12 protein-coding genes are annotated in these 11,492 nt (G+C 72.5%); 6 read left to right on the top strand and 6 right to left on the bottom strand.

Translation table 11 applies throughout. The features are described 5' to 3' along the window. Positions 1-391: 391 nt before the first annotated feature. From DEF28_RS22720 to DEF28_RS22710, 3 genes are all read left to right on the top strand, one after another. Complete coding sequence (locus tag DEF28_RS22720; protein ID WP_114399984.1) at positions 392-1,552, top strand: S1 family peptidase; 1,161 nt, start codon at positions 392-394, stop codon at positions 1,550-1,552. Positions 1,553-1,802: 250 nt separating this feature from the next. After that, positions 1,803-2,309, top strand: coding sequence for a GNAT family N-acetyltransferase (locus tag DEF28_RS22715; protein ID WP_114399983.1), 507 nt, complete (start codon positions 1,803-1,805; stop codon positions 2,307-2,309). Between the two features lie 52 nt (positions 2,310-2,361). Then, on the top strand, positions 2,362-2,757 hold the full coding sequence (locus DEF28_RS22710) for a hypothetical protein (RefSeq protein WP_114399982.1): 396 nt from the start codon (positions 2,362-2,364) through the stop codon (positions 2,755-2,757). A 98-nt stretch (positions 2,758-2,855) separates the two neighbouring features. Here the strand turns inward: DEF28_RS22710 and DEF28_RS22705 are convergent, their stop codons facing one another. From DEF28_RS22705 to DEF28_RS22695, 3 genes are all read right to left on the bottom strand, one after another. Beyond that, positions 2,856-3,431, bottom strand: coding sequence for a putative glycolipid-binding domain-containing protein (locus tag DEF28_RS22705; protein WP_114399981.1), 576 nt, complete (start codon positions 3,429-3,431; stop codon positions 2,856-2,858). A gap of 95 nt (positions 3,432-3,526) precedes the next feature. Beyond that, complete coding sequence (locus tag DEF28_RS22700; RefSeq protein WP_114399980.1) at positions 3,527-3,943, bottom strand: hypothetical protein; 417 nt, start codon at positions 3,941-3,943, stop codon at positions 3,527-3,529. Beyond that, the gene (locus tag DEF28_RS22695; RefSeq protein WP_114399979.1) at positions 3,940-4,452 is read right to left on the bottom strand and encodes an ATP-binding protein; all 513 of its coding nucleotides are present in this window, start codon (positions 4,450-4,452) and stop codon (positions 3,940-3,942) included. The genes DEF28_RS22700 and DEF28_RS22695 overlap by 4 nt, the downstream gene beginning before the upstream one ends. 233 nt (positions 4,453-4,685) lie before the next feature. On the opposite strand from DEF28_RS22695, the gene DEF28_RS22690 reads away from it, so the two are divergent. Both DEF28_RS22690 and DEF28_RS22685 read left to right on the top strand, forming a co-directional pair. Further along, positions 4,686-5,534 (top strand): helix-turn-helix domain-containing protein, encoded by an 849-nt coding sequence (locus DEF28_RS22690; RefSeq protein WP_114399978.1) that lies wholly within the window; start codon positions 4,686-4,688, stop codon positions 5,532-5,534. A gap of 7 nt (positions 5,535-5,541) precedes the next feature. Continuing rightward, on the top strand, positions 5,542-5,751 hold the full coding sequence (locus DEF28_RS22685; RefSeq protein WP_114399977.1) for a DUF397 domain-containing protein: 210 nt from the start codon (positions 5,542-5,544) through the stop codon (positions 5,749-5,751). A 400-nt stretch (positions 5,752-6,151) separates the two neighbouring features. On the opposite strand, the gene DEF28_RS22680 is transcribed toward DEF28_RS22685, so the two are convergent. From DEF28_RS22680 to DEF28_RS22670, 3 genes are all read right to left on the bottom strand, one after another. Beyond that, positions 6,152-6,802, bottom strand: a complete 651-nt coding sequence (locus tag DEF28_RS22680) for a class I SAM-dependent DNA methyltransferase (RefSeq protein WP_114399976.1) — start codon at positions 6,800-6,802, stop codon at positions 6,152-6,154. A 223-nt stretch (positions 6,803-7,025) separates the two neighbouring features. Then, positions 7,026-8,684 carry a D-alanyl-D-alanine carboxypeptidase/D-alanyl-D-alanine endopeptidase gene (gene dacB / locus DEF28_RS22675; protein ID WP_114399975.1) on the bottom strand — a complete coding sequence of 553 codons (1,659 nt, stop codon included), beginning with the start codon at positions 8,682-8,684 and terminating at the stop codon, positions 7,026-7,028. A 480-nt stretch (positions 8,685-9,164) separates the two neighbouring features. Beyond that, positions 9,165-10,031, bottom strand: coding sequence for an SDR family oxidoreductase (locus tag DEF28_RS22670; protein WP_114399974.1), 867 nt, complete (start codon positions 10,029-10,031; stop codon positions 9,165-9,167). A 417-nt stretch (positions 10,032-10,448) separates the two neighbouring features. On the opposite strand from DEF28_RS22670, the gene DEF28_RS22665 reads away from it, so the two are divergent. Then, the gene (locus tag DEF28_RS22665) at positions 10,449-11,222 is read left to right on the top strand and encodes a hypothetical protein (RefSeq protein ID WP_147280228.1); all 774 of its coding nucleotides are present in this window, start codon (positions 10,449-10,451) and stop codon (positions 11,220-11,222) included. The last annotated feature ends 270 nt before the right edge of the window (positions 11,223-11,492 follow it).

Here is an 11,492-nt window from a genome sequence, read left to right as displayed (position 1 = left end):
CCGCACCCCCACCCTCGACGCCCGCTACGTTCCGTGAAAGCACCGTGGCCAAAAGTGGACACCTGTACCACTTGCACACTCGGCCCCGGCAATACAGCGCTGCGGGCTATGGGCCAAGATTCCCATTGTTTGCCCTACTCACCCGAAACATCACGCTATGTAGCCGTCCTCGGCGTGAGGTTTTGGTAACAGGAGGCACCCTCCGCAGCAGGCGCACACTGCGTCACACCCCTGTCGCCATGCGAAGTCACTCGCTATCTTCTTCATCGTTCGTCCACCTATCGGACGAAACACGAACGATGTCCGGATTAATGGCCGGGCATCGGACGGGACCCGCGCCAAGCCCCCGTGGCGCGGGTCTGCCCTTCCCCTCCCCCTGAAAGGGCAGTACATGAGGAAGACCCGGCTCCCCTGGGCCCTGGGCGGAACCGCACTCGCCTTCGGACTCGTCGTCACCGCCGGCGCCCCCGCAGCCGCCGAGACCGGAGCCCCGGAGGGCTCCCCCGAGCAGTTGGCCGCCATGCAGCGCGATCTCGGTCTCACCGAGAGGGAGGCGACCACCCTCCTGCGGGACCAGCAGGAGGCGAGCGCCCTGGAGGCCGAGGTGCGTGCGGCCATCGGCGGCGCCTTCGCGGGAGCGGTGTTCGACATCGACACCCGCGGACTCACCGTCTCGGTGACCGACGCCGACGCGGCGGCGACCGTACGCGGCCTCGGAGCCGCGGCGGAGGTCGTCGAGTACAGCGAGTCCGACCTCGATGCGGTGGTCGGCGACCTCAACGCGGCCGAGGCGTCGGCCGGCGATGACATCACCGGCTGGTACGTCGACGCCGAGGCCAACGAGGTGGTCGTCACCGTCCTCGACGGCGGCGGCGCCGAGGCCCGGGAACTGCTCGCGGACGCCGGTGTCACCGCGGAGCCGGTGCGGGTCGTCGAGACCGGGGAGCGGCCGCGGACCTTCGCCACCATCGTCGGCGGGAACCCGTACTACTTCTACGAGGGCTCCGACCCCTACGTCTGCTCGGTCGGCTTCGGCGTGGTGGGCGGCTACGTGACCGCCGGCCACTGCGGCCCCACAGGCTCCGCCGCGTACAACACCGTGTCGTCCGGCGGCACCCTGAGCAACCAGCTCGGCACGGTGGGCGGCTCGGTCTTCCCCGGCAGCGACATGGGCTACGTCCGACTGGGCTCCGGCCACACCCCCACGGCCCGCGTCAACAACTACGGCGGCGGCAGCGTCACCGTGACCGGATCGCAGGAGGCCGCCGTGGGCGCCTCCGTCTGCCGCTCCGGCCAGACCACCGGCTGGCACTGCGGGACCATCCAGTCTAAGAACCAGACGGTCCGCTACGTGGAGGGCAGCGTCTCCGGCCTGACCCGCACCAACGCCTGCGCCGAGGGCGGTGACTCCGGCGGCTCCTGGCTCGCCGGCACCCAGGCCCAGGGGGTCACCTCGGGCGGTTCCGGCAACTGCACCGTCGGCGGCACCACCTACTTCCAGCCCCTCAACCCGATCCTGAGCCGCTGGGGGCTCACCCTGCTCACCGGCTGACGCCGGACGCGCCCAACCCGGGCCGCCCCGTCCCGCGCCAGGCGGGAGGGCGGCCCGTCCGCGTGCGCCGGGCCCGCCTCGTCCGGTCGCCGCGGGCAGCCGGGCGGTCGTCGCAGGGGGGACGGCGGTCGGCCGCGGACCCACAGCGCTGTCCGCCCGTTATGGCAGCATGTCCGGAATGAACGCACCGGAGTGAGCAGAGAGCCCCGCGCGGGTCACGCTCGAAGAGGCGTCCGACGACCTCCGCCCCGTGATCGAGCGACTGGCGCAGCTGGAGCGCCACGACCTCTCGGAGTTCCGCGGGACGCTCCCCGGTCCGGACGGCCGGTACCCGTTCGAGCGGCTGCCGCTGTTCTTCGACGAACCGGGCCGCCGCGCCTACCTCGTCCGCCACGGCTCGGCCCCGGTCGGCTTCGCGCTGACCCGGCCGCTCCCCGACGGCGCGACCTCCATCGGGGCGTTCTTCGTCGTCCGCGCGCTGCGCAGGCAGGGTGCGGGACTGGCGGCGGCCCTGGAGCTGCTGCGCCGCCAGGCCGGGGCGTGGGCCATCGCCTTCCAGGAGGAGAACGCCGGCGCCGCCCGGTTCTGGCGGCGGGTCGCCACCGCCGCGGTGGGGTCGGCGTGGCGGGAGGAGCGGCGGCCGGTGCCCGGCCGGCCGGAACTGCCGCCGGACACCTGGCTGCTGCTCGCCACGAGCGGCCGCGACGTGCCGCACACCGCGCCGGACGGCGAACCGGCCGGCCCCGGCGCCCCGTAGCGGCCCGCACCGCACCGTCCGGCACGCGGCCCCAGAAGACAAGGACCCGACCATGGGCACGTCCCTCTACTCCACCGCCACCCGCGCCCGCGCCCTCACACCGGAGGAGCGGGAACGCGTCGGCGCGCTGGTCGAGCGGTACCGTGACGGCCTCGTGGACCGGATCGAGGATGCCTTCCCCGGCCGGGGCCGGGAGCTGGTCCGGGAGTACTGCGAGCCGTTCGGGTGGTACTCCGACGACGCACTGGCGCCCGGGGAGATCCTCGACGGAGCCGTGAAGATCAGCCACACCCAGGCGCCGTGGGAGGTCATGGCGGCGCAGGTGGAGCACTGGCTCGCGCTCCTCGGCGAGGTGCGCGCCGCCGTCCCCGGCGCCGAGTGGCAGGTGCACCTGGACGGCGTGCACGCCGGATGGGACCCGGAGGCCGGCTGCTTCTCGCTGCCGTGACGCGCGTCGGACCGGGGGGCGGCCCCAGCTCGCCGGGGGCGCCGCTGGTCGGGCCGAGGGGGAGACCGCTCCGGCACCGGGACCGCTCCAGGTCCGCGTCAGCGCACTCGGCGGGCGAACCTCTCGTAGTCGATCACCAGGCCGGCCGCGTCCACCGTCAGGGTGTAGGTGGTGGTGGGCGGGTGGATGTACTCGTAGCGGTCGACTCCGGCGGTGGGGGTCAGCCGGATGTAGCGCTGGGTCAGCCTGCGCGCCTGGAGGCTGGGCACGTCCACCCACGCGACGGCGAGGTCGCGGTACTCCCCCGGCGCGAGGCCGAGGCGCCGGATCGGCAGCGTGTTGGTGACCGGAGTCGCGGCCACGTCCACGTCCACGCAGCCGTCCAGCGCCGGTTCGCGGTGGCCGTTGACCGTCCAGTGGCCGCCGCTGGTGGCCGCCAGCTCCACCACGTGCGTCCCGTTGCCCGACACCACCTCCACGCGCGCCACGCGGGTCCGCCACGCCAGGTCGGCCGTGACCGTGAAGCGGCAGGAGTAGCGCTCGTCGCCCTCGGCGACGACCTCGCTGCCCTCCAGCCGGAAGCCGGTGGGTTCGGCGATGAGGGACCCCATGCCGAGCCCCTCCGAGACATCGATCCGGGACCAGGCGGCGACGTGTGCGTTACTGGCGGACATGCCGACCGTTCTACCGGGTGACGCCGCACAGGCGCCATACCGGGTTGTGACTTCTTCCCCACGCTGCGCTGCGGACGGTGCTGCGGGACCGCCCGTTAGAAGAGCAGCATGCGCAGCTCGGAGCAGAGGTAGCCGACGGCGGTGAACGGCGGGAGCAGCAGCATGCCGCCGATCGAGGTGCGCGCTTCGTGCATGAGCCGCGCCACCGTGCCGCGCCGTCGTCCCCGGGCCCCGCGCAGGCGCGGGCCGGGGCGGGCGTGCCGGGGGTGGTAGCGGCCGGTTCGGCGGGCAACTGCGGCCGGGGAGTCGTCTGGGCAGCCGTCCGGCCAGTCGTCCGGGGAGCCGTCCCGCCGGGTGCGGACGGTGGCACCGGCCGCGATCCGGCGTGCGCGGGCCGCTGCCTCTTCCTCTGCGCGGAGGGTGTGCCGCATCCAGTCCGGGACGGCCGTTGACGGCGCCGGTCGCCAGGACGGCTGGACGGCCGGGGCGGGGTGGACGTGCAGCGCGGTCATGCCGCCTCCAGGCGGGGCTCGACGGGCAGCTCGACCCAGACAGAGTGGACCCGGTGACGGGGCGGCCGGGTCCAGCCGTAGCGGCGCGCGTGCAGGGCGATGAGCGCGAGGCCACGCCCGTGCTCGGCGTCGTGCAGGTCGGGGTCGTCCAGGACGTTCGGAGGTTCGGCGGGGCTGGTCGGTGCGGACGTCTTGGGGCCGAGGTCGAAGACGCGCAGGGTGACGCAGTCGTGCGGGAAGTGCAGAGCGGCGATGAGGAAGCCGCCGTCCTCGCCGGAGGCGGAGTGCCGGATGGCGTTGGTGGCGAGTTCGCTGGCGACCAGACGGAGCGCGTCGGCGAGGTCGGGACTGTTGCTGTAGGGACGGCCGCACCGGATGAGTCGGCGGACGGCCCAGAGGCGGAGTTCGGCGGGGGCTTCGAGGGTCCCGGGCAGGCCCAAGTGGTCGTAGGCGGGACCCCATGCGGCGCCGGGGTGCGCGGGGGTGGGGCGCGGGATAACGTGGAACATGTTCGCTCCCTGGTGCAGTCAGGCGAGTGGGACGAGGCCCCGGCAGGTGGTGCTAGCACCCGCCGGGGCCGTTTTCATGACCGCGCCAAAAACCGAGCTGGTAACTCTACGGAGTCGCTCCGACACGGATACCTGTAGTATGGAGGCGCGATCAGTGATTTGCAAGCTCTAATCTGGGAGCTTGCAAAAATTCCCTGCGTCATGGAACTGACGAATGGGCAGGTTTCTAGACAATGAGTGAACGACAGACGGTGGCAAGATGGGAACTCGCGAAGAGACTTCGGGCGCTCCGAGCAGACCGGGGATTCAACGCTGTCGCCAAAGCGGCCCGGGTCGCGCCGTCATCGCTTGCACGCTGGGAGAGCACGGGCGAGAACAGCAGCGTGCCCGGCGTGGTTGCCCTTGAGCGACTGCTTCAGCACTACGGAGTCGACGATGAGACCTTCAGCCGCCTCATCGCCCTCCGCAAGCAGGCCAAACAGTCCAACTGGTGGCAGGGGTACGAGCTGAAGGAGTACTACGGCACCTTCATCAGCCTCGAAGAAGCCGCCAACAGCATTGGGACCTACGAGTGTCAACTGATACCGGGGCTGCTCCAGACGGAGGAGTACGCCCGGGCCATCACGAAGGCCATTCGCCTGGGAGATCCGGAGGACGTAATCGAGGCGCACGTCAAAGTCCGCCGGGAACGCCAGGAGAAGTGGTGGAACTCGACATGCTCCATGTGGGCCATCATTGGCGAATCCGCCATCACTCAGCGTGTTGGTGGGGTCGACGTGATGAAGGATCAGATCCGGTATCTGACCGAAGTGTCATCTCATCCCAGAATGACGTTGCAGGTCCTGCCCTTCAGCGCTGGCGCTCACGCTGCACTGGAGATCGCCAGCTTCGTGATCCTGCGCCTGGACAACGACGACCTCTCTGCTGTCTACCTCGAAGGCTCCTCGGTTAACATCTTCCTCGATAAACGAGCTGACTTGGAGCGGTATGAAACGGTTTTCAACCGTCTTCGAGCAGCGGCACTGGATACTGAACCGACCCGCGAACTCTTGCAGCGTCAGCTCACGGACCTTGGAGGCTAGCCCACCAATGATCACAGGCGAAGACTCAGAGCGCAGCGCCCTTGGCCTGTGGCGAAAGGCGTCTTTCAGCGGTGGAAGCAGCAACTGCGTCGAGGTCGCGACGTCCCCCACCACCCACGCCCTCCGCGACTCCAAGAACCGCGACGCCGGCGCCTTCTTCCTCTCCCGCACCGAGTGGACCGCCTTCCTCACCGCCGTCAAGCGCGAGGAACTGTAACCCTCCCCCGTCACCCGTCCGGGAACGGCAGACCGGTCCGGTGACGTCGAACAACGACGTCACGTGATCACCTTCCCGAGCCTTGACGGGGTAACGATCCGCGCCCCAGCGCGAGCGGCCGCCGCGGCCGGACCTGCCCGGCGCCCGGCTGCGGTTCCCGGTCCGGGGCATCGGGACTGCCGCGAGATGGCCGCCCGCCTCCAGAGCACGGCCCCGCGGCTGTGGATCGGGGAGTACCAGCGCTAAGTCGATATGTCGACATTCTGCCCGGCGCGCCTACCGCCCGGCCGGCTCCCGCTCTGCCCCGCCAGCGGTCCAGGGGCGGGCCCGGCCTCCCGCGTCCGCCAGCGCGACGCTGGCGGTTCCGCTTGAGCCGACCCGCCCCCGCATGGGCAGGCGATCAGCTCGGACGCTCGCCTTTTCGCATCAGCAGCCGGCCCTGGCGGAACCGCTCCCCCTCACCCGGCTCACGCAGCATCCGGCCGACCTCGGCGAACCCGGCTTCGCCCGCCAGCTCCGCGAGACCGTCGATCGGCCACCGGAAGGCGGTCGTCACCTTGTGGTCGAACGCCGTGACCGGCTCCCCCTCCGACTCGAAGAAGGCGAGCAGGAGGTGGCCGCCAGGCGCGAGTACCCGCCGGAACTCGGCGAGGTACGACGGCACGTCCCCGGGCGGGGCGTGGATGACGGAATACCAGCACACGATGCCGGCCAGCGTGCCGCCGGCCAGGTCCAGGGCGTCCATGGAGCCGACCTCGAACCGCAGGTCCGGGTAGGCCTCGCGGGCGAGATCGATCATCACCGGCGACAGGTCGACCCCGAAGACGTCCAGCCCCAGGTCCCGCAGGTGCGCGGTCACCGGTCCGGGGCCGCACCCCAGCTCGGCGACGGGCCCGGCGTCGCCGGTCCGCACGAGTTCGGCGAACGCGGCGAGCACCTCGCGGTCCGGCGACCGGGCGTCTAGATCGCCGCGGGGGAGTTCGGCGTAGCGGACGGCCACAGCATCATAGGCGTCCGCTGTCGCGCTGAGATGGGAGGAAAGTTCGGTCACAAGCCTGCACCCTAGAGCCTCCCGATCGCGCCGGCGACCGAGAGCGCACGGGGCTACTTCGACCTCTGGGGGCTCTACTCCCCGGCTGACCCTCCGGCAAGCGGCCCGGCCCTCGGGGGGCGTTCCCTCGTCGTCGGGACCGGCGAAAAGCGGCGCCGGCCGGACCTGTGCGGTCCGGCCGGCGCTCGGTGTGCCCGGATGCCCGGGCGCGTGTCGGGTCGGGCTAGCAGGCGCCGGCCCAGGTGCACTCCAGCTCGTCCAGGCGCTCGATGCTCTCGATCTCCGGGACGTCGTAGGAGCTCGACGCGGAACGCGACTCCGCGAGCAGCGGCGCCACGGGTTCCGGCGTGCCGGCGGTCGCCTCGTCGCGGCTGAACTCCGCCAGGCGGACCGCGATGGCGTCCTGGATCGGACGCGGAGCGGCGCCGGTGTAGCCGTTGTTGAGGATGCTGAACACCAGCTCCTCGCCGTCGGCCGTGGTGACGTAGCCGGACAGCGCGCTGACGCCGGTCATGCTGCCGGTCTTGGCGTGCACGTTGCCGGCGGCCGCGGTGGCCACCATCCGGCTGGCCAGGGTGCCGCCGACCATCGGGTCGGGGTTACCGGCCACCGGCAAAGCGCTCTCCCAGGTGTCCGACCACGGCTGCTCGCGCGTGACCGCGAGCAGCTCGGTGATCACCTCGGCCGGGATCTTGTTGGCGCGCGTGAGCCCGGAGCCGTCGGCCAGCTCCACGCCCTCGGTCTTGAGGCCCAGGCGGTTCAGCGCGGCCTCGACCTCCGGCAGCCCGGCCGCCCAGGTGCCCTCGCCGGTCGTCTCCTGGGCGATCGTCTTGACCAGCATCTCGGCGTGCCCGTTGTTGGACAGCTTGAGGAACGGCACCAGGATGTCGGCGAGCTCGGCAGACGTGCTCTCGGCGATCCGCACCGCGTCCTGCGGCGTCTCGGCGCGGCCGACCTCGCCGTGCACCTCGACCCCGTTCTCCTCCAAGGCGTCGGCGAAGACCGCCGCCGCGAGGTCGGTGGGCTCGTCCACGGTGGTGAGCTGCGCCTGGGCGCCGCCGCCGGCCGGCAGCGAGCCCGAGACGGTGATGGTGTTGGTCCCGGACTCCCGGGTGATGCTCAGGCCGGCGGCGCTGTCGGCGCTTCCGGTGCTCGCGGTCGCCTCGACCGCCACGTAGCCGACGTCGGGGCTGACGTTGACGGACACCGGATCGCCGGCCGCGGCGCCCGGCTTCACCGTGACGTTGACGACCCCGGTGTCGTAGGTGGTGTCGGTGGCCACGGTCAGGGCGGAGACCTGGGCGGCGTAGGCGTAGGGCTCGTCGCTGGGGTCCCAGGTCTCCGGAAGCCGCTGGTCGTCGAACAGCGTGTCGTCGGCCAGCAGGTCGCCGGTCACCTCGGTGACCCCGGCGGCCGCGACGTCGGCGGCGAGTTCGTCGTAGCGTCCGACCGTCAGGGTCGGATCGCCTCCGCCGGTGAGGTGCAGGTCGCCCTCGACCACGCCGCCGACGGGCTGGTCGCTCGCCGAGACGGTGGTGGTGAACCGGTGGTCGGTCCCCAGCACCTCCAGGGCCGCCACCGAGGTCAGCAGCTTGGTGTTGGAGGCGGGGACCAGCGCCGTGCCCGGCTCGCTCTCGTAGAGCACATCGCCCTCGGACAGGCTGCGGACCACGACACCGTTCGTGGCGCCCTCCAGTGCGGGGTCGGCCAGCAGCTCGTCGATGTCGGCGGCCAGGTCCGCCGTGCCAGCCGACTCGGTGTCGGCCAGCGCGGGCGCGGCCGTGCCGACGAGGAGCGCGAACGTGCCGGCCAGTCCGAAGGCGACGTGGCTGGCACGGTTCGGCGAGGGTCTCCGGAGAACGTGATGGGGGGAAACCGTCATACCTGCTCTTTCTGGTCGTTCACTTGTCTCCGCGATCGGGACGGGGAGAACGCGGCGGAACTGCGGCAGGAAGTGCCCAGTCGGCGGGTCAGGTGCGTGCTCCGGGGCCCGGACGCGTCCGGGATGAGTCGTGTGGGACCGGAGTGGGCGGCCGCTGACGGACGCTGCGGGCGCCCGGTAGGCCGATTCGCGATAGCACAGCGTGCCGTAACGTACCAAAGCGGTAGCGGTCGGTGAAGGACGGTCCGCGGCGCGGCGCTGCCCCTCGCGCCCCGTCTTCGCAGGACTGCGGGCTCCCGCACGCGACGCCGTCCGGTGGCCGGCGGGTCGGCCCGTTCCGGCCCGGTCGCGCCGGGGGCCGCGTGACCTGTGCGGACACCGGCCCACGGCGGGCGGGACCAGGTGTTACCCGATCGCAACCGAACGCAGGCGGCCGGGACCGCGTCCGCCGCCCCCTCCTCCGGTGCCGGGACGGGCGTCTCAGCGGAAGTCGGCCGCGTGGTCGCGGGCCCATTCGGCGAAGGTGCGCGCCGGCCGGCCGGTGACGGGCTCGGCCGTCGGCAGCGCGGTGACCGCCGCCTGGACGTGTTCCTCCCAGGCGCCCGGGTCGGCCTCGCCGCCGCCGTAGTCGGTGAAGCCGAGCAGGAAGTCGGCGTTGGCCGCGGCGAAGCCGCCCTGGGCACGGCAGATCTCGCGTGCCTGCTCGGGCGTGACCCGTTCGACCCGGATCTCCTCGCCGATGGCGTCGGCGATGGCGCGGACCTGCTCCCGGTAGCTCACCAGTTCCGGGCCGTTGACGTCGTACGCGGCTCCGACGTGCCCGTCCCGCAGCAGGGCGGCCACCGCGACGTCGGCGATGTCGGCTTCGTGCACCGGGAACCAGGCGGCCTCCATGAACGGCCAGCGCACCACGCGTTCGGCGCGGATGCCGGGTCCCCACAGCCAGAGCTTGTTCAGTGCGAACTCGCCGGGGCGCACGTGCGTCCACTCCAGGCCGGACGCCTCGACGGCCTGTTCCACCGGCAGGTGGAAGTCGGTGTCGAATCCGCTCGTGACGGCGCCGGAGGACAGCACCACGACGCGGCGGACGCCGGCGTCCTTCACCGCCGCCACGACCTCGCGCGCGGTCTCGGGCACCGGGAACAGGTACACGCGGTCGATGCCCTCCAGGACGGGCGGCAGACTCCCCGGGTCGGCGAGGTCGCCGCGCACGACCTCTGCTTCCGGGGGCAGACCGGCCGCCCGGGGGTTGCGGGTGAGCGCCCGCACCTTCTCACCGGAGTCGAGCAGCCCGCGGACCACCAGCCGGCCCACGTTCCCGGTCGCACCGGTCACCAGCGTCGTCATGTCACTCCCACGTGTTCGGAGCGGAGCAGGAGGCACGCCTTCGCACGCGGCGCTTCGGAAGGGTGGGGCGTGCCCGGAAGGCCCCTGTATCGGCGGATAAGCGATGGGAGGCCATCCTTTCCGACACCCCCGGGTGCCGACAAACGCGAACAACGTGTTCATGTTCGCGCTGACCTGCGGAAACTCGCCACCCCTGCCGCGTGCCGGGCGGCGACTTTCCCCGGGCGGTACGCGGGGTGTGCTGGGCTTTCCCGGGCCGCCGCCCGGGAACGGCGACCGATTTTCCGCCGCCTCCGCGCGGTTCGCCAGCACGGCGCGCCGGCCCCGGCCGCGCGACGCGAGCATGCCTCCCGCGCGGCCCGTGACCGACATAATTGGCACGTCGACCACCCACCGCGCCTCAGACGGGACACCTCCGTGTCAGACCGGATCACCGTGTATCCGCACTTTCTGAACATGGTCCTCTACCACGAGGCCACCCACGCGGTCGTGGGCGCGGCGGTGGGGGCGCGGGTGCACGCGCTGGAGATCAATCCCCAGTTGCTGACCCCTGACTGGGGCAGCACCCGCAAGTGCGGCCACGTCGACCTCAGCGGCATCTCCAGCCTCCACCCGCAGAGCGCCCTGCTGATCCTGCTGGCCGCCGAGGCCGCCGAGGCGCGGGTGCTACGCGACATGGGCTACCTGGAGCACACGCACCCGGGGTTGCGCGAACGCTGCCGGGTGGAGGCCGCCGAGAGCCACCGGCCCGCCATCGAGGGGCTGCGGCGGACGTACCCCCGAGCGGACTTCGACCTCCGCGCCGCCTGGGCCGACGCCGAGCGGCTGGTGACCGACCCCGCGCTGTGGGAGGCGTTCGGCGAGGTCGGCGACGCGGCCCTGGAACGGGCCGGAACCGGCGCCCGGCTCGGCGGGGCGGAGATCCAGCGCATCCTGGCGCCCTACGAACTCCGGGCCTGGCTCACCCCGGAGCGCGACGTCATCGTGTCGGGCGGCCGCACGGGTCAGCAGGCCACCGCCCACGTCGGCGCACCCGCTCCGTCTCCCGCGCCGCGCGGCCACGCGGCCGCCCCACGTCCCGGCTGGGGGACCGGCGCGCCGGTCCCCACCCAGCACGGCCGTCCGCTGACGGGCCTGCCGCGTCGGCATCCCGCGACGACCCCGACCCGTCCGGCGGGCTGCACGGTCTGACGCCTCCCTGGACGAGCCGGGCGGCCAGCGTGCGGGCGTGCGCGAGGGGCCTCCGGGGCAGTTCGAGTCAGCGGGAACGCGTGGTAGCTCCGACACCGGCGGCCCGTCACCTCGGCTGCATCGCCCCCGTCGTCACCAACCCCGGCGGCCGGTACCCGCCTACCGCGCGCCGCGCCCGGGGTGCCGGGCATCCCGGGCGCGGCGCGCGGTAGGCGGGTACCGGCCGCCGGGGTTGGTGACGACGGGGGCGATGCAGCCGAGGTGACGGGC

Origin of the sequence: Marinitenerispora sediminis (genome assembly GCF_003336425.1) — a bacterium.
Classification (GTDB): Bacteria; Actinomycetota; Actinomycetes; order Streptosporangiales; family Streptosporangiaceae; genus Marinitenerispora; species Marinitenerispora sediminis.
The sequence above is the reverse complement of the archived record's forward strand: the minus strand, read 5'-3'. Positions and strand labels throughout refer to the sequence as shown.

Excerpts from the sequence above, each read along its gene's own strand:
- DEF28_RS22720 (WP_114399984.1), top strand. The coding sequence starts at position 392 with ATGAGGAAGACCCGGCTCCCCTGGGCCCTGGGCGGAACCGCACTCGCC.
- DEF28_RS22710 (WP_114399982.1), top strand. The coding sequence starts at position 2,362 with ATGGGCACGTCCCTCTACTCCACCGCCACCCGCGCCCGCGCCCTCACA.
- DEF28_RS22705 (WP_114399981.1), bottom strand. The coding sequence starts at position 3,431 with ATGTCCGCCAGTAACGCACACGTCGCCGCCTGGTCCCGGATCGATGTC.
- DEF28_RS22700 (WP_114399980.1), bottom strand. The coding sequence starts at position 3,943 with ATGACCGCGCTGCACGTCCACCCCGCCCCGGCCGTCCAGCCGTCCTGG.
- DEF28_RS22695 (WP_114399979.1), bottom strand. The coding sequence starts at position 4,452 with ATGTTCCACGTTATCCCGCGCCCCACCCCCGCGCACCCCGGCGCCGCA.
- DEF28_RS22690 (WP_114399978.1), top strand. The coding sequence starts at position 4,686 with ATGAGTGAACGACAGACGGTGGCAAGATGGGAACTCGCGAAGAGACTT.
- DEF28_RS22685 (WP_114399977.1), top strand. The coding sequence starts at position 5,542 with ATGATCACAGGCGAAGACTCAGAGCGCAGCGCCCTTGGCCTGTGGCGA.
- dacB (WP_114399975.1), bottom strand. The coding sequence starts at position 8,684 with ATGACGGTTTCCCCCCATCACGTTCTCCGGAGACCCTCGCCGAACCGT.
- DEF28_RS22670 (WP_114399974.1), bottom strand. The coding sequence starts at position 10,031 with ATGACGACGCTGGTGACCGGTGCGACCGGGAACGTGGGCCGGCTGGTG.